The sequence below is a fragment of the Sphingomonas faeni genome (assembly GCF_040407495.1).
GTDB lineage: Bacteria > Pseudomonadota > Alphaproteobacteria > Sphingomonadales > Sphingomonadaceae > Sphingomonas > Sphingomonas faeni_D.
In genome coordinates, this window is the sequence record NZ_JAPZPP010000001.1 from 970,347 (window position 1) to 995,746 (window position 25,400).

General features: G+C 65.1%; 17 protein-coding genes. 13 read left to right on the plus strand and 4 right to left on the minus strand.

Annotated elements, in window-relative coordinates:
* Window positions 1-2 precede the first annotated feature (2 nt).
* From glf to O6W96_RS04370, 8 genes are all read left to right on the plus strand, one after another.
* A complete protein-coding gene (glf, locus tag O6W96_RS04335; protein WP_353468421.1) occupies window positions 3-2,381 on the plus strand; it encodes a UDP-galactopyranose mutase in 2,379 nt (792 codons plus the stop codon).
* The gene (locus O6W96_RS04340) at window positions 2,378-4,450 is read left to right on the plus strand and encodes a glycosyltransferase (RefSeq protein ID WP_353468422.1); all 2,073 of its coding nucleotides are present in this window, start codon (window positions 2,378-2,380) and stop codon (window positions 4,448-4,450) included. The genes glf and O6W96_RS04340 overlap by 4 nt, the downstream gene beginning before the upstream one ends.
* Entirely contained in the window at window positions 4,443-5,543 is a 1,101-nt protein-coding gene (locus tag O6W96_RS04345; protein ID WP_353468423.1) for a zinc-dependent alcohol dehydrogenase, read from the plus strand. Before O6W96_RS04340 ends, O6W96_RS04345 begins: the two co-directional genes overlap by 8 nt.
* Complete coding sequence (locus tag O6W96_RS04350) at window positions 5,540-7,918, plus strand: glycosyltransferase family 4 protein (protein ID WP_353468424.1); 2,379 nt, start codon at window positions 5,540-5,542, stop codon at window positions 7,916-7,918. Before O6W96_RS04345 ends, O6W96_RS04350 begins: the two co-directional genes overlap by 4 nt.
* Before the next feature lie 1,126 nt (window positions 7,919-9,044).
* Complete coding sequence (locus O6W96_RS04355) at window positions 9,045-11,444, plus strand: glucose/quinate/shikimate family membrane-bound PQQ-dependent dehydrogenase (protein WP_353468425.1); 2,400 nt, start codon at window positions 9,045-9,047, stop codon at window positions 11,442-11,444.
* A 497-nt stretch (window positions 11,445-11,941) separates the two neighbouring features.
* Window positions 11,942-12,853 (plus strand): ABC transporter ATP-binding protein, encoded by a 912-nt coding sequence (locus O6W96_RS04360; RefSeq protein ID WP_353468426.1) that lies wholly within the window; start codon window positions 11,942-11,944, stop codon window positions 12,851-12,853.
* Window positions 12,854-12,858: 5 nt separating this feature from the next.
* The gene (locus O6W96_RS04365) at window positions 12,859-16,449 is read left to right on the plus strand and encodes an ABC transporter permease/M1 family aminopeptidase (protein WP_353468427.1); all 3,591 of its coding nucleotides are present in this window, start codon (window positions 12,859-12,861) and stop codon (window positions 16,447-16,449) included.
* A gap of 147 nt (window positions 16,450-16,596) precedes the next feature.
* Window positions 16,597-18,228: an FAD-binding oxidoreductase gene (locus O6W96_RS04370; protein WP_353468428.1), complete on the plus strand. Its 1,632-nt coding sequence runs from the start codon at window positions 16,597-16,599 to the stop codon at window positions 18,226-18,228.
* Here the strand turns inward: O6W96_RS04370 and O6W96_RS04375 are convergent.
* From O6W96_RS04375 to O6W96_RS04385, 3 genes are read right to left on the minus strand one after another with little or no spacing between them, the layout of a single operon-like run.
* The gene (locus tag O6W96_RS04375) at window positions 18,156-18,458 is read right to left on the minus strand and encodes a hypothetical protein (RefSeq protein ID WP_353468429.1); all 303 of its coding nucleotides are present in this window, start codon (window positions 18,456-18,458) and stop codon (window positions 18,156-18,158) included. The two genes, O6W96_RS04370 and O6W96_RS04375, sit on opposite strands and share 73 nt — an antisense overlap.
* Entirely contained in the window at window positions 18,448-19,503 is a 1,056-nt protein-coding gene (locus O6W96_RS04380) for a hypothetical protein (RefSeq protein ID WP_353468430.1), read from the minus strand. Before O6W96_RS04380 ends, O6W96_RS04375 begins: the two co-directional genes overlap by 11 nt.
* Entirely contained in the window at window positions 19,500-19,919 is a 420-nt protein-coding gene (locus O6W96_RS04385) for a DUF4383 domain-containing protein (RefSeq protein ID WP_353468431.1), read from the minus strand. Before O6W96_RS04385 ends, O6W96_RS04380 begins: the two co-directional genes overlap by 4 nt.
* Before the next feature lie 476 nt (window positions 19,920-20,395).
* Between O6W96_RS04385 and O6W96_RS04390 the strand changes: the two genes are divergently transcribed.
* The 5 genes from O6W96_RS04390 to O6W96_RS04410 all read left to right on the plus strand — a co-directional run bounded on the left by O6W96_RS04390 (window position 20,396) and on the right by O6W96_RS04410 (window position 24,354).
* Window positions 20,396-20,680, plus strand: a complete 285-nt coding sequence (locus O6W96_RS04390; RefSeq protein WP_353468432.1) for a hypothetical protein — start codon at window positions 20,396-20,398, stop codon at window positions 20,678-20,680.
* A 3-nt stretch (window positions 20,681-20,683) separates the two neighbouring features.
* A complete protein-coding gene (locus O6W96_RS04395; protein WP_353468433.1) occupies window positions 20,684-20,998 on the plus strand; it encodes a DUF1488 family protein in 315 nt (104 codons plus the stop codon).
* A 45-nt stretch (window positions 20,999-21,043) separates the two neighbouring features.
* Window positions 21,044-22,030, plus strand: a complete 987-nt coding sequence (locus O6W96_RS04400; protein ID WP_353468434.1) for an aldo/keto reductase — start codon at window positions 21,044-21,046, stop codon at window positions 22,028-22,030.
* Window positions 22,027-22,860 (plus strand): SDR family NAD(P)-dependent oxidoreductase, encoded by an 834-nt coding sequence (locus O6W96_RS04405; protein WP_353468435.1) that lies wholly within the window; start codon window positions 22,027-22,029, stop codon window positions 22,858-22,860. Before O6W96_RS04400 ends, O6W96_RS04405 begins: the two co-directional genes overlap by 4 nt.
* A gap of 138 nt (window positions 22,861-22,998) precedes the next feature.
* Window positions 22,999-24,354: a serine hydrolase domain-containing protein gene (locus tag O6W96_RS04410; protein ID WP_353468436.1), complete on the plus strand. Its 1,356-nt coding sequence runs from the start codon at window positions 22,999-23,001 to the stop codon at window positions 24,352-24,354.
* A 28-nt stretch (window positions 24,355-24,382) separates the two neighbouring features.
* Here O6W96_RS04410 and O6W96_RS04415 read toward each other — a convergent pair whose 3' ends face one another.
* Complete coding sequence (locus tag O6W96_RS04415) at window positions 24,383-25,396, minus strand: acetamidase/formamidase family protein (protein ID WP_353468437.1); 1,014 nt, start codon at window positions 25,394-25,396, stop codon at window positions 24,383-24,385.
* Between the last annotated feature and the right edge of the window lie 4 nt (window positions 25,397-25,400).

Below are 25,400 nucleotides of genomic sequence, written 5' to 3' on the forward strand. Positions count from 1 at the left end.
GCGTGGGCTTAGGTTCGATCAACAACGCGGATGACCGCGGATTCGCGGATTGGAAGAGCGTGCACGGTATCGGACCTACTCCCACCCTCGCCACGACCGACGATACGAGCCCGCCGCCGCCGCTGATCTGCTTCTCGCATCTCCGCTGGGATTTCGTCACGCAGCGCCCGCAGCATCTGATGAAGCGGTTCGCGCAAACGCAGAGCGTATTCGTCTGGGAAGAACACATCCCCTGCGACCACCCACTGCCGTTCCTCGAACACCACCCGTTTCCCGCCGACAACGTGATCGCGCTGCGCCCGCGCCTCCCGCATTGGTGGAACGCCGATCAAGTCGAGGCAGGCTTGCGGCAACTCCTCGACATGCTGGTCGCGACGAGCATTCGCGCCAAGCCCGTCCTCTGGTTCTACACCCCAATGATGCTCCCGTTCGCCGAGCATCTCGAAGCCGCCGCGGTTGTCTACGACTGCATGGACGAACTGTCCGCGTTCCGCTTTGCCGACCCCGCCCTGCTCGACCGCGAAGCGCGACTGCTCGCGCGCGCCGACCTCGTCTTCACCGGCGGCTACAGCCTCTACGAAGCCAAGCGCGGCCGTCACCGCGACGTCCACGCCTTCCCCTCGGCAGTCGACGTCGCGCACTTCGCACAAGCGCGGACCGGCAACATCGAACCCGAAGACCAGCGCCACATCCCCGGCCCGAAGCTCGGCTTCTTCGGCGTCATCGACGAGCGCATCGACCTAGCGCTGCTCGACGCGGTCGCCGCTCAGCGACCCGACTGGTCATTCATCATGATCGGCCCGGTCGTGAAGATCGACCCCGCGCACCTGCCGCGCCGCGCCAACATCCACTGGCTCGGCGGACGCGGTTACAACGAACTCCCGGCATACCTTTCCGGCTGGAACGTCGCGCTGATGCCGTTCGCGATCAACGCCGCGACGCGCTTCATCAGCCCGACCAAGACCCCCGAATATCTCGCTGGCGGCCTGCCCGTCGTCTCGACGCCGATCGTCGACGTGATCCGCCACTACGGCGACGCAGCAGCCGTCGCGATCGCCGCCGACGCGCCCGCGTTCGTCTCAGCGTGCAAGGCCGCGCTCGCCCTCCCCCGCGAAGGCGCATGGCGCGACGAAGCCGACCGCCTGCTCGCAACGCAATCCTGGGACCGCACGCAAACCGCCATGGCCACCGAGATCGATCGCGTTCTCCACGCGAAACGCACCTTCCGCCCCGCGCCAAAACGCGAACGTTACCACACGCTGATCGTCGGCGCGGGATTCGCCGGCGCGGTCCTAGCCGAACGGCTCGCGGCAGACAGCGGCCAGCGCGTCCTTGTCGTCGACCGCCGCCCGCACATCGGCGGCAACGCGTATGACGAACACGACGCGGCTGGCGTGCTGATCCACCGCTACGGCCCGCACATCTTCCACACCAATTCCGCCGACGTGTTCGACTATCTCTCGCGCTTCACCGACTGGCGCCCCTACGAACACCGCGTCCTCGCCAGCGTCGACGACAAGCTCGTGCCGATGCCGATCAATCGCACCACGATCAACAAACTCTACGGCCTGTCGCTCAAGGACGACGCGGAAGCCGCCGCCTTCCTCGCCAGCCGCGCGGAATCGGTCGAGGACATCAGCACATCGGAAGACGTCGTCGTCGCGGCAGTCGGGCGCGATCTCTACGAGACGTTCTTCCGCGGCTACACGCGGAAGCAATGGGGCCTCGACCCGTCCGAACTCGACCGCGCCGTCACCGCGCGCGTGCCGACCCGCACCTCGACCGACGACCGCTATTTCACCGATAAATTCCAGGCGATGCCGGCGAACGGCTATACCCGGATGTTCGAGGCGATGCTCGATCACCCCGGCATCACGCTCGATCTTGGCGTGGAATATCGCGACGTGATCGACCGCGTCGACGTCGACCACGTCGTCTTCACCGGCCCGATCGACGAGTATTTCGACTTCCGCTTCGGCAAGCTGCCCTATCGCAGCCTCCAGTTCCGCCACGAGACCCACGACGTCGCGCAGTTCCAGCCGGTCGCGGTCGTCAACTATCCCGACGAAGCCGTGCCGCAGACGCGCATCACCGAGTACAAGCACCTGACCGGCCAGCTCCACGCGAGGACCAGCATCAGCTACGAATTCCCGAGCGCGGAGGGTGACCCGTATTACCCGATCCCCCGCCCCGAAAACCAGGCGCTGTTCAAACGTTACGAGGCGCTCGCCGATACAGAAGAAGGCGTGACCTTCGTCGGCCGCCTCGCGACGTATCGCTACTACAATATGGACCAGGTCGTCGGCCAGGCGCTCGCCACCTATCGCCGCATGGTCGCCAAGTCCGCCGTCCTCGAAACGCCCGTGATGGCCGCCGAATGACCCGTATCTGCCTGCTGACCGACAGCCTCGCCCCGTCCGGCGTCGGCGCGCACATGATGACGCTGGCGGAGGGCCTTGCCGGCGACGAGATCGTCTTCGCCGGACGTCCGGCCACCGGACTGCTCGAACGCGCCGCCGCCAGGGGCTTTGCCGTGAAGATGCTCGACGACGATGCAGCGTTGACGCGCTGGATGCAGCGGTCGGCACCGGATATCGTCCATGTCCATGCCGGGATCGGCTGGGAAGGCCATGCCGCGATCCGGGCCGCGCATGCCGCCGGCGTACCCGTCGTCCGTACCGAGCATTTGCCCTATCTGTTGACCGACGCGGCGCAGTGCGACGAGCACCGCGATACGGCAACGGCGCTGGCACGGCTGATCTGCGTCTCGGATGCGGTCGGTGACAGCTACCGCGCGGCCGGCGTCGATCCCGCGCTGGTCGAGACGATCCACAACGGTGTCGGCCCGCACCGGCCGTCACGGTCGCGCGCGGCGTTGCGCGGCGAATGGGGTATCGGCGACGCGCCGGTATTGCTGATGGTCGCGCGCCTTGCCGAGCAGAAGGGCCACGCGCTCCTGCTCGACGCGCTGCCCGCGATCCGCGCCGCGCACCCGGATATGATCGTACTACTCGCCGGCGAAGGCCCCCTGCTGACGCAGACCGCGCGCGCGGTAGCCGCCAAGGGGCTGGCCGGTACCGTCCGCATGCTCGGCACCCGCAGCGATGTCGCCGACCTGATGACGCTCGCCGACCTGCTCGTCCTCCCGTCAGCATTCGAAGGCCTGCCGCTGGTCGCGCTCGAAGCGATGGCCGCCGGCCTCCCCGTCGTCGCCACCGTCGCACCCGGCAATGCCGAAGCGATCGAGGACGGCGTCACCGGTCGCCTGACCGCCGCAGACCCGGCCAGTTTCGCCGATGCGATCGTCACACTGCTAGCCGACCGCGACCGCCTGAAAACGATGGCCAGTGCCGCGATCGAACGCCAGCAAGACCTATTCTCGGCCGATCGCATGATCGCCGACACGCGCGCGGTCTACGCCGCCGTGCACGACGAGACAGACACCAAACATAAGGGAGACCGCGTGGAGCGCACACGGATCGGGTTCATCGGCGCAGGCGGCATCGCCAACCGCCATTTCGGCGTGCTGGAGCAGTTCGACGACGTCGCGATCGTCGCGGTCGCCGACGTCGACATGGCGCGCGCGACCGAAGCCGCCGGCCGCTTCGGCGCGCGCGCGTTCGACGATGCCGCGGCGATGCTGGCCGCGGTCGACCTCGACGCGCTCTACATCTGCGTGCCCCCCTTCGCGCACGGCGAACCCGAACGCCTCGCAATCGAGCACACGCTCCCGTTCTTCGTCGAGAAGCCTGTCGCGCTCGACCTCGGCACCGCAGAGGACATCGCAGCCGCAGTAGACCGGCTCGGTCTCGTCACCGCGGTCGGCTATCACTGGCGCTATCTCGACACCGTGGACGAGGTGAAGGCGCTGCTTTCGGCGACCCCCGCCCGCCTCCTCTCCGGCTATTGGCTCGACTCAACCCCGCCGCCGCGCTGGTGGTGGAAGAAGGACGCATCGGGTGGCCAGATGCTCGAACAGACGACGCATCTCGTCGATCTCGCACGCTATCTCGTCGGCGACGTCGTCCGCGTCTACGGCCAGTCGGGCCATATCGACCGCGCCGCCTTCCCCGGCCTCGACGTCGCCACCACCAGCACCGCGATGCTCACCTTCGCCAGCGGTGCGATCGCCAACCTCGCCTCGACCTGCCTGCTCAACTGGAACCACCGCGTCGGCCTCCACCTCTTCGGCGAGGGCCTCGCGATCGAGCTGACCGACCGCGACGTGATGATCGACATCGGCCGCGGTCGCCCGGTCCGCGGCACCGGCAGCGATCCGGTCGTGCTGGAGGATCGCGACTTCATCGACGCGGTCCGTGGGGGCGAGAACCGTATCCGCTGCCCCTACCCCGCCGCGCTCGAAACGCTCCGCCTCGCGCTGGCGATCGAACGCTCCGCCGTCGAAGGCCGCGCGATCGACGTCCGCGAGCGCGAGGTGGCGCATGTCTGAGTGGCGCCACGTCCGCTCGCTCGGCGTCGAACGTCCCGGCCAAGCCTATTTCTTCGGCTATGACGAGGCACCTCCGGGCGATGGTCAGGTCCGCCTCGACCTGCTCTACACCGGGTTTTCCGCCGGGACCGAACTCACCTTCGTCAAGAACAGCAACCCGTATCTCCACTCCCGCTGGGACGCAGGCCGCGGCGTCTTCGTCCCCGGCGAACCGAGCGCGCACTATCCGGTGCCGTTCCTTGGCTACATGGAATGCGCCCGTGTCAGCGACAGCCGGGTCGACGATTTCGCCAACGGCGACGTCGTCGGCACGGTCTTCGGCCACAAGACCGGCCACACCGCAGACCCGTTCAACGACCTGCTGACCAAGCTCCCGCCCGAGCTCGATCCGATCCTCGGCATCTATATCGGCCAGATGGGTCCGATCGCCGCCAACGGCATTCTCCACGCGGACGCCGAACTGCTCGGCCCCAACGTCGTCAACCTCGGTGACGGCATCCTCGGCCGCCCCGCGCTGGTGATCGGCGCAGGCATCGTCGGGATGCTGACGGCCCTGTTCGCGCAGGCTGCGGGCGCGAGCGAAGTCGTGATCGCCGACCCCTCCCCCTTCCGCCGCCTGCGCGCCGAATGCCTCGGCATCACGGCGATGACTGAGGACCAGGCTTGGGCGTACGCCAAGGCACGCTGGCTCCACGGCGGTGACGATCGCGGCGCCGACGTCGTGTTCCAGACTCGCGCCGACGCCGCCAGCCTGCACGCCGCGATGCGCGCGCTGAGACCACAGGGCACGGTGATCGACCTCGCCTTCTACCAGGGCGGCGCGGACCGGTTGCGGCTCGGCGAGGAGTTCCATCACAACGGCCTCTCCTTACGCTGCGCGCAGATCAACCGCGTCCCGCGCGGGCTCGGCTTCCAATGGGACCGCCGCCGCCTCGCCAACGAGACGGTCAAGCTCCTTCTCGCGCGTGGCCCGGAGATCCGGGCGCAGCTGATCACGCATGTCGTGCCCTATGACGACGCCCCCGCCTTCATCGCAAAGCTGGTCGGCGAGCGGCCCGAATTCCTCCAGATCGTCTTCAAGGTCGGCGATTGAGCACCGCACTCGCTGCCGACGCCCGCCCGATCCGCATCCTGTTCGTCTTCGCCTGGCTCGTCGTCGGCGGCGAGGAGACGGAAGTGCGCCTGCTCGCCCAGGCGCTCGACCCGACGCGCTACCGGATCGAGGTCGTCGCCTGCTTCCGGAAAGACGGCATGCCCGAGCAGACGCACGCGCAATTGGAAGCGATCGGCGTCTCCGTCGACCGCACGCCCTACGCGCTCGGCTTCGACGAGACCGTCGCCTACCTCGCGAGCAAGCTGCCCGCGTACGACGTCGTCGTCTCGTGCCAGAACGTCGCGGACATCTATCCCGCGCTTGAGCGCATGCACCTCCGCCCGCCGTTGATCGAGCATGGCGGCCTCGTCTCCGAAGCGCTCGCCGGCCCCAAGCATTTCACCGCGCGCTATGTCGGCGTCTGCGCCTCGATCCGCGACGCCGCCGCCGGCCGCATGCCCGGCCGCGAACACCACGCGATCGAGATCCCGTCGATGGTCGACACGCGCGCCTTCGACCCCGCCCGCCGCGCGCCGGTCCGTGCGACGCTAGGGATCGCCGACGACGTACCGCTGATCGGCTGGCTGGGCCGGCTCGACCCGAAGAAGCGCGTCGAGGACTTCATCGAAGCCGCCGCGCTCGTCCACGCCCGCCACCCCCGTGCGCGCTTCGTGGTCATCGGCGGACCGGACGCCTTCATCCCCGAATACGCCGCCGCGCTCCGCAACCGCGCGCACGCGCTTGGCCTCGACACCGCCCTGGCCTTCCTCGGCGACCGCGACGACGTGCCCGACCTGCTCGCCGCACTCGACATGTTCGTCTGGCTATCCCGCGGCGAAGGCATGCCGCACGTCATTGCCGAAGCCGGCGCCGCACGCCTCCCCGTCATAGCAACCCGAGACAACGGCTCCGAACAACAGATCGTCGACGGGATCAGCGGCCTGTTCGTCCCCCACGAAGACCCGCCCTCAGTTGCCGCCGCGATCACCAAACTGCTCGAAGACTCGACACTCCGGACCCACTTCGGCACCGCCCTTCGCGCCAAGGTAGACAGCGAGTACGCCGTCGCCGCCGTCGTCCCCCGCTGGGAAGCCCTGTTCGCCGAAGTCCTGTCCGATCGGCCGCCACTACCCCGCCCGCCCCACCTCTTCCGGAGCTTCCTGCAAGGCGGCTTCGAATCCTCCACCCACCGCCGCGCCCACGACCGCAAGCGCGTCGACGTCATCGCCGCCAGCCATCACGATACCCTCGCCGCGCATGATTACAATGAGCTCGCCAAGCTCGGGATCCTCACCGTCCGCGACGGGCTGCGCTGGCATCTGATCGAACGCGAACTCGGCCGCTACGACTGGTCCAGCCTCGACCGCCAGCTGGAAGCCGCCAAGGCGATCGGCACCGAAGTCATCTGGGACCTGCTCCATTACGGCTGGCCCGACGATATCGACATCTGGACGCCTGCCTTCGTCACGCGCTTTGCGGCATTCGCCGCCGCCGCCGCCCGCCACATCGGCCCCGCCGCCCTCGGCGAGACCCGCTTCTACGCCCCCGTCAACGAGATCTCGTTTTTCGCCTGGGGCGGCGGCGATGCAGCCTATCTCAACCCGTTCGCCCGAGGCCGCGGCTACGAACTCAAGGTGCAACTCGCCCGCGCCTCGATCGCCGCGATGGAAGCGATCCTCGCGGTCGACCCCGCCGCAAGGTTCGTCCACGCCGACCCGGTCATCAACGTCATCACCGACCCCGCCCGCCCCAACGACGCCCCCGCCGCCGAAGGTCACCGCCTCGCGCAATACCAGGCATGGGACATGATCGCGGGAAAGGCATGGCCCCAGACCGGCGGCCGCGCGGCATTGCTGGATATCGTTGGCGTCAATTTCTACCACAACAACCAGTGGATCCACGGCGGCCCACCGCTAGCCTACGACCACCCCCTCAGCCGCCCGCTCCACGCGATCCTCGCCGACGCCTACGCGCGCTACGGTCGCCCGATCTTCATCGCCGAAACCGGCATCGAAGGCAGCGCCCGCCCCGCCTGGCTCCGCATGATCCTGCGCGAGGTGAAGATCGCCCAGTCGCTCGGCGTACCCATCGAGGGAGTCTGCCTCTACCCCATCCTCGATCATCCCGGCTGGGACGACGATCGCTACTGCCCCAACGGCCTCCTCGCCTGCTCGCCGCTCGTGAGCGAACGTACCCCACATGGCGCCGTCGCAGACGTCATTCGGACTTGGTCCCTGGAAGTACAGTCGAGGGAGTGTCAAATAATTAGCACGCCCATACCGGCCAATCAGACCGCAAACATAGAACCTTTTAAGGATCGGCAGCAAAGGTCGGACCCCGGTGTGGCGGACATACCGTCGGCTCTCCACGAATAATATCGGATTCTCTTCGTCAAACCTGTTAGCGGAAGCCTTCTCTCGCTTACCGCCGCTCCAAATTGGCCGCCTCTCAATTTAGCGCTGACGATGCGTTCAAGGACCCGCCTGCCTCATTAACAAACATTTATTTAACGCTTACTCAGGGTGTAACCGGGTGGACGATACCGGATCGTTATCGCCAAACTAGCAAGGCTATCGACAAAACGGCTTTGTCACGATCAAGCTAAGGATGCGCGCAAGTCTTTCGAACGGCGTGCGTTTGACGGACCGCGAGCGTGTCCAATGCATATGTCTTATGCGTGCGGCTAGCCGGTGGATCGGCGTGGAAACGCCTCTGCGGCGGCGATATTGCGCTAAGCATGTCTGAATTTATTCGAGCTGAGATCGGTTGGGAGGGAGCGATTGCCTCCCGAACAGTCATAATCCGATGCATTAGGGGCTGTTCCCGCGAGAGACCTCGACACGCTAATCAAGGCCGCGGCCGCCCCCCCGGTGTCGATCTCGTCCTGCTCACCGATAGGCATCGGATCGATCGCTGAGCGACCTCGTGCTTGCCGGCAACACACTGCAAAGGATCTGCCGTTGTCGTTGCGGCATTCGGTGGATGCAGTGATCGTACCAGGTGGGTTGGAGAATGCGTGCGCCGAGTTCAGCCCGACCGCGCTTGCCCATACTCTTGGGCAAGCCATCATCGTCATCGGTACCCCAGGCATGATTTGGGCGGTGAGGGCCTAATCGGCGCCGCCAACTGCGTCGGCGCAGTGACCGAGATGCTCCCATCGAGCCATTCCAGCGCCGGTACCACATCAAACCCTGATTTCAGCGCACTCCGATCCGCTTCCACGAACCAGAACGTCAGGGGCAACCCGTCCTGCGAGGTTTCTCGAAGTCTGAGTTAACTTTCGGGTTGTATATGGTGAGCCGGAGCAACCTCAACGTACTCGGCTGGCACGCTCGGGGATTTCGCCAAGGGCGGGACGTAATCCCTACCGGTATCACGTCCAACATGACAAAAGTTTAATTCAGACGTCTCGTTTTACCTGATGCGACCGGTTTACGGTGCCTGCTGCACCGCCTGCCTAGATACCGCTGTCTGAGCAGGCATGGTGCGCGGAGCCGCCTGATGAACCATGTCCGTCACCCTGCACGATGGCCTCATATCCTGGCAGTCATCATTGGCGTCGTGGGGCTTATCAACCTTGTCGGCGGCGTGTGGCTCGCAACGTTGGGCGGCAGCCTGTTTTACATCGTCGCCGGGCTCGCGATGCTGGCGTCGGCGGTGCTACTCTGGCGCAGGCGCGTGGTCGCATTGCATGTGTTTGCTGCGCTCGTGCTGGGGACTGTAATATGGGCCTGGGCCGAGATCGGTGCGGATTGGTGGCCGCTCGTGCCACGCGGCGACCTGATCTTCGTCTTCGGTGCTTTGCTGGCGCTGCCTTGGACGGTCAACCGACTGACGCCGAGCGTGCCATGGGCGCGCGGCGCCGGTCCGCTGACTGTGGCGCTAGGCATAGCCGTTGTGTTCGGCGCGGTGTCGCTGGCGCGCGACGTACATAATTTGGATGGCACCCTGCCGGGGCCGCGGAACGCGCTTGCCGCGAACCTGCACGGCGTGCCCGATGACGATTGGCAGGCCTATGCGCGCAGCTGGTACGGCGACAAATTCTCGCCGCTGACGCAGATCACGCCAGCCAACGTCGGCAATCTCAAAGTTGCCTGGCAGCTGCGTACCGGTGACATGAAGCGCGACACCGACCCGGGTGAGACGACGTACGAGATGACGCCGATCAAGATCGGGGACACGGTGTATCTGTGCACGCCGCATAACTGGGTCATCGCGGTCGACGCCGAGACCGGCAAGGAGCGCTGGCGCTTCGATCCGAAGATCGCGACATCGCAGAAGAACATGCAGCACCTGACCTGTCGCGGCGTCTCCTACTGGGATAGTACGAAAGCTGGCATACAGACTGCAACGAGCGTCGGCGATTGCCCACAGCGCATCATCCTAGCCACGAATGACAGCCGGCTCATCGCGCTCGATCCGCGAACGGGCGCATTGTGTCGCAGCTTTGGTCAGAACGGTACCGTCAGCCTGCTACCGGGTCAGCCGCACTACAACCAGGGCTGGTATCAGGTCACATCAGCGCCGCTGATTGCAAAGGGGCTTATCATCACTGGCGGCGCAGTCTTCGATAACATCGCCACCAAGGTACCGTCCGGCGTCATCCGGGGTTACGATGCCGCAACCGGCCAGCTCGTCTGGAACTTCGATCCCGGCAACCCCAACGACACCGCACCGCTGGGTACCGGCAAACAGTACACGCCGTCGTCTCCCAACAGCTGGAGCACGCCAGCAGCCGATGAAGCGCTCGGGCTGGTCTATCTGCCTATGGGCATGGGGGCGGTCGATCAGTGGGGCGGCAACCGTCCCGCTACCACCGAGCGATTTGCAACCTCGGTCCTCGCGCTCGACATCACGACTGGCCGACCGCGCTGGATCTACCAGACAGTCCATCACGATCTGTGGGATATGGACGTGCCAGCGCAGCCAGCATTGGTTGACCTGACACTGCTTGGCCGCGGCAGAGTGCCGGCGCTGGTCCAGTCGACCAAGACCGGCAATCTGTTCGTGCTTGATCGCCGCACTGGCAAGCCGATCTTTCCAGCGTCCGAACGCGCAGTGCCAGCCGGTGCGGCACCCGGCGACCGCACGTCGCCGACGCAGCCCTTCTCTTCGGTATCTTTGATGCCATCACCGGCGCGTGAGACGGACATGTGGGGCACGACGATGCTGGACCAGCTCTGGTGTCGGATCCGTTTCAAGTCGCTCGATTATCGCGGGCCGTTCACACCACCTTCGCTGAAAGGTTCTCTGGTTTTTCCAGGAAACTTCGGTGTCATGGACTGGGGCGGCATCTCGATCGACCCGGTGCGGCAAATCCTCTTCGCACATCCAAATTACGTGGCCTTCGTCGACCGGCTGGTGCCACGTCGCGACGATAGCGGCGGACCTAACGAACGCGGGCCGTCCGGCGGATCGGATCGGCGCGGATCGCAGGAACAGGGCTACAACCCCAATACAGGGGCGCCGTTCGCGGTCGACATGAACCCGTTCCTGTCGTTTGCCGGCCTCCCCTGTCAGGCGCCGCCCTGGGGCTATGTCGCCGGCATCGACCTGACCACGGGCAAGAAGGTCTGGGAGCATAAGAACGGTACGATCCGGGACGAAACGATCCTACCGCTGCCGTTCAAGATGGGTGTGCCATCGCTTGGCGGACCTATCACGACCGCGGGCGGTGTCGCGTTCATGGCTGCGGCAATCGACAACTACGTTCGGGCTTACGACACGCGAACGGGTAAGGTCTTATGGCGCGCCCGGCTGCCCGCTGGTGGTCAGGCAACGCCGATGTCGTATCGCTCGACCGCGAGCGGTCGACAGTTTGTTGTCGTTGTGGCGGGTGGCCATGGTTCGCTCGGCACAAAGCTCGGCGATCACGTCATCGCGTATGCTTTGCCAAAGTAGAAAACTCGTGAGTTCGTAGGAATAAGGTCAGGACCAAGTGCGAGGGCTTCCCACGGCGATAGCGCACCGTGAGCAGTGCGCTATCGGAGAGTTGAATCACCGGAGCCTGTCGCATTTAGCCGCAGGTTCGGTTTTGGCCGAGTCACCAGTTGCTGTCTCTGCAGCAAGACCAGCCACGATAGCGATCGTGGCCAGGGCTAATCCGACCACGCCTCCAGCTGTCACAGAAACGTTTACCGACGCCGTTCAACGGGCTCTTCTCGGAACATCTCTTCTCCCGATGCGCGAAGCGAGCCACAGCCCTCACGTCGCTCGCTGAGGTTGAGGTATCACAGACACAACGCGGCATTGTCCGGTCAGGCAACGACCTATACTGCCGCGATGACGCTTCACTTGGCCGTCAGGTGGCCAAGGAGAGCCGCGCATTCTCGACAAGATTAGCTGCTTTACATCAGCAACACACCTGTTAGCTTGCTTCCTCGGCGGGGGGATCAACGATGCTCGAACTTACCAATGTTACGCATGTATATGCCAACGGCACGCGCGCGCTCGATGACGTGACGCTCAGCGTGCCCAACGGGATGTTCGGGCTGCTCGGGCCCAACGGCGCGGGCAAGTCGACGTTGATGCGGACCATCGCCACGTTGCAGACGCCGACCGCCGGCACGATCCGGTTCGGCGACATCGACGTGATCGCCAATCCCGAGGCGCTGCGCGAAACACTCGGCTACCTGCCGCAGGATTTCGGCGTGTACCCCCGCGTATCCGCCTACGACATGCTCGATCACATGGCGGTCCTGAAGGGCATTGCTTCGGCGCGCGAGCGCAAGGAGACGGTCGAGACGCTGCTGAACCAGACCAACCTCTGGACCGTACGCAATAAGGCGATCGCGGGTTTTTCGGGCGGCATGCGTCAACGCTTCGGCATCGCGCAGGCATTGATCGGCAACCCCGCGCTGATCATCGTCGACGAACCGACCGCCGGCCTCGATCCGGAGGAGCGCAATCGTTTCCTCAACCTGCTGGCAGAGATCGGCGAGAACGTCGTCGTGATCCTGTCGACGCACATCGTCGAGGACGTCGCCGATCTCTGCCCGCGCATGGCTGTGCTCGCGGCGGGACGAATCCTGCTCGAGGGCGCGCCGCTCGATCTGATCGAACGGACGCGCGGCAATATCTGGGCGAAGACGATCGGTCGTGACGAACTCGACGAAAGCCGGCTGCGCTACGAGGTGATCTCGACGCGGCTGTTCGCGGGACGGACCATCATCCACATCCTGTCCCCGGACGATCCCGGCGACGACTTCACGGCGGCAGGCGGTGGACTGGAGGACGTGTATTTTTCCAGCCTCGCGCGATCGCGGCGGGTACCGGCCGCAGACGCCCCCTCCTCCACCATCGCGGCCTGAGCGCCATGTTCGGCCAGATCGCCCGCTTCGAACTGCGCTATCAATTGCGCAACCCGGTCTTCTGGACCGTCGCGATCCTGTTCTTCCTGCTGACCTTCGGATCGATGACGATCGAGCAGATCAAGATCGGCAGCGGCGCCAACATTCACAAGAACGCACCAGTGGCGATCGCGCAGGTCCACCAGATCATGTCGATCTTTTTCATGTTCGTGACGACCGCGTTCGTGGCCAACGTGATCGTGCGCGACGATGAAAGCGGGTTCGGGCCGATGGTGCGGTCGACCCGCGTCGCCAAGTTCGATTATCTGATGGCGCGCTTCCTGGGCGCGTTCACCGCGGCGGCGCTGGCGTTCGCCGCGATCCCACTGGCGATCTGGCTCGGCTCGCTGATGCCATGGGTGGATCAGGAGGCGCTGGGGCCGAACCGACTCCACGATTTCGCCTATGCGTATTTCCTGCTGGCGCTGCCCAACGTCTTCCTGACCTCGGCGATCTTCTTCGCGGTGGCGACGATGACGCGGTCGATGATGTATTCGTATCTGGGCGTGATCGTGTTCCTGATGCTGTACCTCGCGCTGATGTCAATCATCCGTGCGAAGCCCGAATGGCGCGGGGCTGGCAGCTATGTCGAACTGTTCGGGATGGGCGCGTTCGGTTCGACGACGCGCTACTGGACCGCGAGCGAGGCGAACGCAGGGATGCCGCCGTTCGTCGGCGTGCTGATGTGGAACCGCGTGATCGTGATCGCCGTCGGGCTGGTCGCGATGGGCATCGCCTATGCCCGCTTCTCGTTCACGGAACGCGGCGTCTCGAAACGCAGACTGCGCCGACAGCAGCGCGCGACGAACAAACTGGCGGCGACCGCACCGCTGACGGTCGATCGCCTTCCCGCCGCGCGTCCGGCAGAGGCAAGCTGGACGCGGCTGATCGCGCGCTGCCGGTTCGAGATGGCCCAAGTGTTCCGCAGCCCGGCATTCGTGGTGCTGATGCTGGTCGGGCTGTTCAATGCGATGGCCGCGCTGCTGTTCGCCAACGAGATGTTCGGCGCGCCGATTCGCCAGCTGACGTTTGCGGTGATCGGCACGCTGGAGGGCAGCTTCAGCATCATCCCGCTGATCATCGCGATCTATTATTCGGGCGAGCTCGTCTGGCGCGACCGCGAACGCGGCATGCATGAGATCGTCGATGCGACCTCGTTGCCAAATTGGGCGTATCTGGTGCCCAAGGTGCTGGCGATCACCGGCGTCCTGTTCGCGACCGCAGTAATGGCGGTAATCACCGCGTGCGTCGTCCAGCTTGCACGCGGACAAACCGATCTCGCGCTCGGCCATTATCTCCCCTGGTGGGTACTGCCGATGACGGCGGACGCAGTGATCCTCGCGATCCTCGCGGTGTTCGTCCAGGCGTTGAGCCCCAACAAATATATCGGCTGGGCGATCATGGTGATCTACCTCGTCGGCACGATCACGCTGACCACCATGGGTTTCGAACACCCGCTCTACCAGTATGGCAGCATCGGCACGGTCCAGCTGTCGGACATGAACGGCGCGCAGATCGGCGGCCCGCGCGCATGGTGGCTCAGGCTGTATTGGGGATCGGTCGCGCTGGCATTGTGCGTCTTCGCACACCTGCTCTGGCGACGCGGTACGGAGACCCGGCTGAAGGTTCGCCTCGCCCAGCTGCCCCGCCGGTTGCTCGGCGTGCCGGGCGCAGTCCTCGCCAGCGCGCTGATCGTGACGGCGGCGAGTGGTGCGTATCTGTATCACGACATGGACGTCATCAACCGCTATCGCACCACGCAGGATGGCGAGGCTCGCCAGGCGGCGTACGAGAAGAAATACTTCAGATACGCAGCGATGAAACAGCCATCGATCACCGACATGCGGCTGAACGTCGCGCTCCATCCCGATCAGCGTCGGATGGAGTCGAGCGGCACCTATGCCTTCGTCAACGATACCGGTGCGCCGCTGTCCGACCTGCACGTGCGCCTGATGAACGACCAGACCCATTTGGGCGATGTCGTCGTTCCTGGCGCCAGGCTGGTGATGAACGACGCCGACATGCAATACCGCATCTTCCGGTTCGCGACGCCGCTCGCACCCGGCGCGCGTGGTACGATGACGTTCCACGCGACCCGGTGGCAGCGCGGGTTGGTCGCCAACAACGACGATACGCGCGTCGTGGGTAACGGGTCGTTCTTGCAGAACGCCGAGTTCGCGCCGCAACTCGGGATGGACCAGAACGGGCTGTTGCAGGACCGCGCCAAGCGTCGCAAATACGGCCTGACGCCCGAACTGCGCCCGGCCAAGCTGGAGGATCGTTCGGCGCAGGCGCGCAACCTGTTGGGCAACGCGCCATGGGTACGGTCCGACATCACCGTCTCCACGATCGCCAACCAAGTGCCAGTCGCGCCCGGCCGCAAGATCGCCGACATAACCGCGAACGGACGCCGGACTGCGCGGTTCGTGTCGACAGCGCCGATCCTCGCCTTCTTCTCGGTCCAGTCCGCGGCCTATGCCGAGCGATCACGGACCGTCGACGGCACGCATCTGACGGTGTTCTACGATCCGCAACACGCGTTCAACGTCGATCGCATGCTCGACGCAATGCAGCGCTCGCTCGCCTATTACCGCACGAATTTCGGGCCTTATCAGTTCGACTACGCGCGCATCCTCGAATTCCCCGGCTATGCAAGCTATGCACAGGCGTTCGCCGGGACGATCCCCTATTCGGAACGCATCGGCTTCGTCGCGGACACGCGTGATCCCGACTCGATCGATTATGTCAGCTATGTCACCGCGCACGAGCTGGGCCATCAGTATTGGGGCCACCAGCTGGTCAGCGCCGACATGCAGGGCGGATCGATGCTCATCGAGACGATGGCGCAATATTCCGCGCTGATGGTCATGAAGCACCAATATGGCGAGGACAAAATCCGTCGTTTCCTGAAATACGAACTCGACACCTACCTGCGTTCGCGCGGCGGAGACGTGGTGGAAGAAGTGCCGCTCGATCGGGTCGAGAACCAGGGCTACATTCACTACCGCAAGGGTTCGCTGGTCATGTACCTGTTGCAGGACCGACTGGGCGAGGCGCGCGTCAACACCATGCTGCGCGACCTGCTCGCCCGCTATCGCTTCAAGGGCAAGCCCTTCCCGCGGTCGCTCGATCTGGTCGAGGGTGTCCTGCCATTGGCCCGCACGCCCGCCGAACGGCAGCTCGTGCTCGACCTGTTCGATCGCATCACCATTTACGACCTGAAGACGACCGGGGCGAGCACACGCAAGCTGCAGGACGGTACGTATGAAACGACGTTGACGATCGACGCCGCTAAATTCTATGCGAACGGCACCGGCGCCGAGAAGGCTGCGTCGCTTGCCGATACGATCGACGTCGGCGTGTTCGACCAGCGCCCTGGTCTCGGCAGCTTTGCCGCGCAAGACGTGATCCTGAAGGAGCGCCGACCGATCGTCTCGGGCGTGCAGACGATCCGCATCGTCACGCGGCGCAAGCCGGCCTTTGCCGGGATCGACCCGTACAACATGTATGTGGACCGTAACGGCGACGACAACGTGGTAGCCGTCACGTCGCCGTGATGCGCTGCTCGTCGCCGTTCCCCCACTTCCACGACGCTACCCGATCAATTACAAACAGTCGGCAATATCCAGAACGACCCATACCCAGACATAGACGCGACCTTGGCAACGGCTCGGGCGCGATCATGGCGCAGAAGGCGAGGTCCCGTGTCACGACGCCGATATCTTCTCGTGGGCGTCTCCGCCTTGGCGCTGACCGCCGGCGCCGGGGCGCTTTATCTCGCACCGCTCGCGGCTGACCCGACCGGGCCCAAGGACTGCGCCAACGTTCTACCCCACCTCCCCAGGATTGCGTCATCGACTGCGTCGACCACTCTCGCCGAGCCGCGCTGGTCGCAACGCGGCGGCACCGTCAACGACGCGAGTTGTCTCAGCCGTACCGCCGTGGCGGGCGTAGTCCGCCCACGCAGCGAGGCCGATGTCGCGACCGCGCTCGCCTATGCACGAGCACACCACCTGCCGGTATCGGCGGCTGGCGTGAAGCATTCGATGGGCGGACAGGCGTTTCGCGCGGGCGGCGTAGTGCTCGACATGCGGGGAATGCAGGCGATCCGGCTGGATGAGAACGCGCGGACGGTGACCGTTGGCAGCGGCGCGACCTGGCATGCGATCCAGCTTGCGGTGCATCCCCGCTTTGCGGTGAAGGCGATGCAGTCGACCGACATCTTCTCGGTCGGCGGGTCGATCTCGGTCAACGCACACGGCATGGATCATCAGGCGGGCGCGGTGATGGGATCGTTGCGCAGTCTGCGCGTGATGCTCGCCGACGGCCAGGTCGTCACCGCCTCGCGCAACGAGAATGCCGATCTCTTCCGCCACATCGTCGGCGGCTATGGGCTGTTCGCCGTGATCCTCTCCGCGGTGCTCGACGTCGTGCCGAACGACATCTACCGCTCCGAACGCAAGCTGATCGACTATCGCGCCTTTCCCGACACGTTCGCGCGGATCGCCGCGGATCCCAGTGTCGGCCTCAGCTACGTCCACCTCTCGACCGCGCCCAAGACATTGCTGCAGGAGGCGCTGGTGTATGAATATCGGCGCTTCCCCGAGGATCAGGCGCTGCTGCGGCAACCCTTGGGCGAGGTCGCGTCGACTAAGGTCCGGCGGCTGACGGTCAACCTCGCCAAGAAGAACGACGTCTTCAAGTCGCTGAAGTGGTGGAGCGAAAAGAACATCGAGCACCGGATTGAGACATGCACAGTGACGCGCGCTCAGGCGCAGGGGGCGGGCGAAGCCTGCCTGGTCGCACGCAACGACCCGATGCACGATTCGGTCGCCTATCTGTTCAACGACCTCCCCGGCGAAACCGATATCCTCCACGAGTATTTCGTACCGCGCGACCGGATCGTGCCGTTCATCGATGGCATGCGCGACATTTTCCGGGCGCAGGACGCCAATGTCGTCAACGCCTCGATCCGTGCGGTCGGGATCGAGGACAACGCGCTGTCCTATGCCCCTGCCCCCGCCTTTTCGGTCGTCCTCTACCTCAATCAGTCGACCACCGCGGAAGGGACCGCGCGGATGCGCCGGCTGACCAGCGACCTCATCGACCTGACCTCGAAGCAGGGCGGCCGGTTCTTCTTGCCGTATCAGCTTCACTATTCACCCGCGCAACTCGAACGCGCCTATCCCGAGATCGGCGCATTCTTCGCCACCAAGCGTGCCTGGGATCCCGACGGGCTCTTCAGCAACACATGGTACGCGCGCTACGCCCCCGCTTTCGCGAAGCAGCCGGCGGCTACCCGCCCTTCGATCACGAGCGGCGCCCCCTCGGCGTAAAGCGCTGCCACGAAGCGGGGATCGCCAGAGCGCGCCAGCGTCGCACCGCGCCGGACCTCGATCACGCTGCCACCCGCCGCTGCAATCGCCCGCACCGCAGCGGTACCGTCGCCTATCACCGCTACCTGTCGCCCCGCAGGCCCGACGAACGGCATCGCGACCATCACCAGCGTCCAAAGCCCAAGTACCAGCAGGGCCAACGCCGCCCCACGCGCGACCCTAGTAATCATAGACGTGCTCGATCATCGCCCCCGATGCGCGGACAGTGGCGATGCGCGCCGTCAGCGCCGTCACCGGTAAGGTCACGCCGTAGCGCGACCAACCCGGGCGATCGCCGAGCGGCATCGCAAGCAGCGCCGCGCTGGGCACCGCTGGGGTCGGCGCGAGCACCGTCATGAAGATGGTGCGGTTGCCGGCAATGCTCTCCACCACGACGCGGTGTTCCGCCTGCTTGACCAGCAAGTCGGTGAACTGCCCGTAACGCGGCGCGCTCACGCGCGTGCGCCCGTTCCCCGTCGCCAGCGGATGCAGTCGCGGATCGACGGCCGCGACCGCCTGGGACGATGCATGCACGGTCATGACCAGCGTCGTAGCGTCGGGCTGCATCGCCGCGAGCGCGCCGATCCCCTTCGCATACACCGCCTTGATACCATATTCCGCGCTCAGCGCGACGCGTCGTTCGGGACGGCGGACGATCGACCAGGCACCATGCGTGCGCCACAGACCCGCGAGCGCGCCGACGAAATCGAAACCGTACCACGGCACCTCATGCATGAAGGCGCCATAGCGTTGCTGAACGCGGGCGGCGTAGCGATCCTCCGGGCTGTGCCAGCCACCCAGCCATTCGCTGACCCGGCCGATCGTCGACTCCCAGCCCGCCTTCACCGCCATCTCCACCGTGAAGCTGATGCCGATCACATAAATCATCTGCTTGGCGTCGGCGGCGCCCGGTCGGTCGCCGGCAACGCGGTTGATCGCGCAATAGCTGCGCCAGAAGCCGGCGACATCCGCACCATAGTCATACCCGCTAGGCTGTCCGCCCTTGCCCAGATAGCGCCCCAGGCTCTCGGCCGAATAGACGATGTGCCATTCGGGATAGGTAAGCCAGGTTCGCGCCTCCGGTCGCCGCGCCTCAAGCGGCGTTGGGCTCGGCGACGACGCATCGGTGCCAACCGCGACCGCCGGACAGCCCAGTTCGATCGAGCCGATCGGTACCACCACCAGCGCGACCGCGATCGCGCCGAGGCCCGCAAGGATGCGCCAGTGGCGCCTCACGCGACGGCCGTCGGTGCTCGTGCGGCCAACCGATAGCCGACCCAGATCGCATACCCGCCGATCAGCAAATGCGGCAGATTGGCGAAGACATGGGCATAGAGAGACTGTTGGATTGGCCCGTACAGGAAGATGCCGCCGTCCAGATAGCCGCTGCCCAGGAACAGCCCCATCACCCCGTCGGCAAAGTAGAGCGGGCCGAACAGCCGGAAATAGGTTCGCGTCGCGCCGTAGGACCACCAGGCTGCGACCCCGGCCCATAGTCCCGAGAATGCGTGCAGGCTGTCGTCGTACAGGTCGAGCTTGAACAGCCCGAACAGATTGCCGTCGGCATCGTGGAATGCGGGAACATACCCGATCGCGACGACCGCCATGAACCCGATGAAATAGAACCAGCCAATCCGCCGTACCGTGTCCATCGCGCCTCTCCCCCCGATCGATTATTCTGAGCCTGACAGCCAAGCGGATCCAGTTCAATCGAAAGCCCGTCCCGCCTAACGGGGTCAGCATCGCTCACGTTGCTTACCGACGCATTCCCGCGCCCTCCCCCGCCCCCTACTTCAGCCTGTCGTTCATCTCCGCGCTTGGAGCGCTTCCACGTTACCAACCGGTAAAAGGCAGCTGTTTGAGCCCTCTTCGGCGGTTGTCATCAAAGAACGTGGTCGGTGATCACGCACGCCCTGACGAGAAAACTCAGAATTATCGCTACACAAATAGCGGCCACATAAGCGGCGATGGCCTGTTTCATAGGCCATGCTGCGTTACCTCGTAGCCTCAGCTTTCTGTAAAAGTGAACCGTCCTGCCAAGATGTGCAATCAAATGGAACCAGCTCTCGAAGGTGAGCGCTTTACCCCTTTACGAAGCCGGCACTTCCGGCCACTTTGGAATTTGAGCATGAGTGAAGCGACCTGGGGCGACGAAGCGAAGACGCCGGACATCGACTGGCGTATGAGCGCTGCGTTGGAGAATGTGCCGCGTGGGGACGAGAACCTTGCCGAGGTAACGAGTCTGGAGGGCGCCGTCCGTACGTGGATGACGCTAGATCCCGAGCATCGCGACGCCGCCGTGCTTACGCCGGAGCACCCTTTGCAAATAGACGGTGCGGCCCATGCAACCCTCGCCGGCGACGGTATCGCCGCGCTGGCCGAACGGTTGCCCAGCGCGAACGACGAGGGCTGAAGCATGGCATCTGCGAGCGTTCGCTTCGAGCCGGGGGAGTATGAATGGCTCGCCGAACGGAATGGCGTTCTGTTCCTCGGCCACACCGATCTCGGCATGGTCGAGTTCCTGATCACGAGCGAGGCGTTGGCGGAGTTCATCGATCCGGACCTCGACGGTATCGATAGCGATACCGCGATCGAGACGTATGGGGAATTCGAATCCGACATACACCGTATCGCGCGACGCGAGTTCGTCAGCCGGCTGGGCGGGGAGCCCCCCGTCCTGCTCACGGCCGCCGACGTTTGGGATGAACCTTTGCAATCCCGCAGGCCGTAACCCTTCGCCCGCCAATGATATTGCCCGCCAACAAGGACTGAAGTGATGGAAACCCGCAAACTGGGCGGACAAGGCCTCGAAGTCTCCGCGCTCGGCCTCGGCTGCATGGGGATGTCTGACTTCTATGGTAGCCGCGACGAGGCGGAGTCGGTTGCGACGATCAATCGCGCGCTCGACCTTGGCGTCACGTTTCTCGACACCGCCGACATGTACGGCGTTGGGGCCAACGAAGAGCTGGTCGGCCGCGTCGTGCGCGAGCGACGCGAGTGGGTTGTCGTAGCGACCAAGTTCGGCAACGTGCGCGGGGCGGATGGCAGCTTCAAGGGGATCAACGGTCGCCCCGACTATGTACGATCGGCCTGCGACGCGAGCTTGCAGCGGACCGGGCTCGATGTCATCGATCTCTACTACCAGCACCGCGTCGACCCCGACGTGCCGATCGAGGAGACCGTCGGTGCGATGGCCGATCTCGTCCGCGCGGGGAAGGTCAAGTATCTGGGGCTGTCCGAAGCGGCGCCGGCGACCATCCGCCGTGCGCATGCCGTACACCCGATCACCGCGCTGCAGACCGAATATTCGCTGTGGAGCCGTGACGTCGAGGATCAGATCCTGCCGACGGTGCGCGAACTCGGGATCGGCTTCGTGCCGTACAGCCCACTTGGCCGCGGCTTTCTCACCGGGCAGTTCAAGACGCCTGACGATCTCGACACAGGCGACACGCGCCGTAACCATCCCCGATTCCAAGGTGAGGCATTCCAGAAGAACCTCGACCTCGTCGCCGCGATCGGCAGGATGGCGGCGGAGAAGGGCTGCACGCCGGCGCAGTTGGCGCTCGCATGGGTGCTTCGCCAGGGCGAGGATATCGTGCCGATACCGGGCACCAAGCGTCGCACGTATCTCGAGGATAATCTGAGGGCGCTCGATGTCGACCTGAGCGCCGCCGATCTTGCCCGCATCGATGAGATCCTGCCCCCCGGCGCGGCGCAGGGGACACGCTATCCAGACGCCTCGATGGCGAGCATCGACACGTGAGCGTGCCGTCTTTCGCGGCAATCGCGCGAGGCAACCTGGCCGTCGTCACGGGTGCGGCTGGCGGCATCGGGCTCGCTGCTTCCCGCGCCTTTGCCGAAGCAGGAATGCGGTTCGTTCTCGTCGACCGCCCCGGCGAGGCGCTTGAGCACGCCGCAGCCAGCATGGACGGCGCGATTGCGCTGCCCGCCGACGTCGCGGATCGTGCCGCGATGGCCGCGCTGGCGCAGGAGGTAGTCGACCGCCACGGTCCCGTGTCGGCGCTGATGAACAACGCCGGCATCGGCGGTGGCGGCGACGTGTTCGAAGACCCGGCCAAATGGGACGAGGTGCTCGGCGTCAACCTGATGGGCGTGATCCACGGCGTCCAGGCCTTCGTCCCGGCAATGGTCGAAGGCGAGGCCCCTGCCCTCATCATCAACACCGGCTCCAAACAGGGCATCACGCAGCCGCCCGGCAACACCGCCTACAACGTCAGCAAGGCCGGGGTAAAATCGCTGACCGAAGGCCTCGCCCACAGCTTGCGCGAACGTACCGGAAGTCGGGTCAGCGCCCACCTGCTCGTGCCCGGCTTCACCTGGACCGGGATGACGGCTGGTCGACCGGCGGAGAAACCACCCGGTGCGTGGGCCCCTGAACAGGTCGTCGCGCTGATGATGGACCGTGTGGCAGCGGGCAATTTCTACATCCTGTGTCCGGACAACGAGACGACGTCCGAACAGGATGCGAAGCGTATAGAGTGGGCGGCGGGGGACCTGATCGAAAACCGCCCCGCCCTGTCGCGCTGGCATGCCGATTGGCGCGATGCCTTTGCGCGGTTCATGCGAGACTAACTGCTTGCTGGGGAAGGTGCGCGGCAAATCATCGCTGGCGTACCAATATTCGCTGAATGCGCCGGACCGCGCCGCTCCCCTTACACGCGTAACAGGAAACGAATTGCCGATCTGATTGCGCGATGGAAGAATGCGATGATGCAGATACTCAAAGCGGCAGGCCTCGCCCTCCTCGTGTCAGTGCCCACCAGTGCACAAATCGTCGGACAGCCTTCGGCAGGAACATACCAGCGCGCTGTCGCGGCCGGGTACAAGGCGGCGCTCTATTGCTCTGGCATCTTCAATGCGGGACGCACGCCGGAACAGATCGATGCCGATGAGTTGGCCGGCATCTACCCGGACTATCAGAAGATCGTGCCGACGCTCACGGCGAACGTCGACCGCACCCGCCAATCCGTCTCCGTAGGGTTCGATCCAAAGCTACCTCCAAGACGCGCGGAGTGGACCAGCGGGCATGGTTGCGTGACCCTGCCGATCGGCGGCACGGCATTAGCTAGCCGCAAGTCGACCGCGGCACCGTCGATTCGAGCAGCTGATCCTCGTCGCTGGCCGCAAGGTGACGCCGGCATCGCACCGCGTCCTTCGGCGACGCTGACCGGCGTCGTCGGCCAGGCATTCGGGACCAGCTATGGCGTAGGCACCAAGACGGTCGGCGTGATCGTGGTGCAAGACGGCAAAGTTCTTGCCGAGCAATACGGCTCCGGTTTCGGACCGTTCGTGTCCAATCGCACCTGGTCGGTCGGCAAGTCGATCGCGGGCACGCTGATCGGCCTCACCAATGCAGGCGCGTTGAAAGCGCCCGCCGCCGTGCCACAATGGAAGGCCGGCGATCCGCGTCATGCCATCACGCTCGACAATCTCCTGCGCATGGGATCCGGCCTGCACAGCGACACCGCCGGCAATCGCACCGATGCCATCTATTTCGGCGGGACCACAGTGGACGAACAGGCGGTGTCATGGCCTTTGGAGGCCCTGCCCGGCACACGCTTCCGCTACGCCAATAATGATATTTTGCTCGCGGTCTATGCCACCCGAAACGCGATCGGAGAGGCGCGGTACCGGGCGTTGCCGGGCAGCCTGTTCGGCCCTCTCGGCATGGAGCACACCGTCGCCGAGACCGACTGGCACGGCAATTACATCCTCTCCAGCCAGGTCTGGTCGACCGCCCGCGACCTGGCGAGGCTAGGATTGTTCTGGTCGCAGGACGGCGTCTGGCAGGGCAAGCGCCTGTTGCCGGCAGGCTGGATGCGCACCATGACGACGCCGAGCGGACCGCAGCCGTTGAGCGGACCGGGCTATGGCGCGACGATGTGGCTGTTCGGCCCCAAGCAGGGCTTGCCCGAGGGCAGCTACGCCGCGCAAGGCAACCGGGGGCAGTATGTCATGGTCATTTCGTCCCGGCAGCTCGTGATAGTCCGGCGCGGCGAGGATCCCGGCGCTGCGCGGTTCGACATCGCGCGCTTTGCCGCCGACGTCGTCGCGGCGTTACCGTAAGCTTGCCAAGGGGATTCAGCCGCGACAACTAGCGCTTCGTGAACACCGCCTTGGGCAAGACGACGTGGACGCCCTTGTTGCGGTCGACGAGCTCGGTGATCTCGACGTCGCCTGCGACGCTGATCAGCATGTACGCATCGTCGCGCGTCATACCTTTTTCCGCGACGAGGAAATCGATCATGTTGCGCAGTGCCTTGCGGGTCGCATGGCTGAGATCGTCGTCGAAGCCCATTGCGATATAGGCCTTGGGCGTCTCGGCGCGCGGATAGGTGATTGTCGCCTTCTTGTGCAGCACGAACTCGAAGGTGCCGGTCAACGAGGTTTCCAGCGCCGTGATATCGGCCTCGCCATTGCCCTGTGCCGCATGACCGTCGCCGGCCTGGAACAGCGCGCCGGGGGCGTAGATGGGGAGGAACAAGGTCGTCCCGGCGACGAGCGCCTTGTCGTCCATGTTACCGCCGTTGATCGTCGGCGGCGCGCTGTCGTAGCGGCCAAACGACGGCGGCGGCGCGACGCCCATGCTGCCGAAGAACGGCGCCAGCGGCACTTCGACGCCGGGCGCGAACAGGCCGACCATGCGCTTGGCATCCAAGGGCACGATCTTCATCCGCGCATAGGGAAAGTCGTCGGTCAGGAACCCGGCCCCATACCGGAACGCGTTATAGGCATAGGGGATCGCCAGATCGATTTTCCGGATACGCACTTCCAGCATGTCGCCGGGTTCAGCACCGGTGATCGCGATCGGTCCGGTCAGGATATGGCCGCCGGGGCCGCGTGCGCTGGCCGGGACGCCGTCATAGACCGCCCGCAGCGCCGGTTCGACCTGCGCGGGCGCGACGCCGGCCTTTTCCAGGCCCGCCGGACTGTTGGTCAGCAACGTATGGATCACCACCGTGTCGCCCGACCGGATCGTCAGCACCGGCTTGTCGGCGGCGTCATAATGCCCCCAGGCGACCGTCTGCGGCGTCGCCCTCAGTTCGTACGTCGCGGCGCCCGCGGGCATCGCCACGGAAGCCAGGGCGGCAAGGATCAGGTAGCGCATCGTC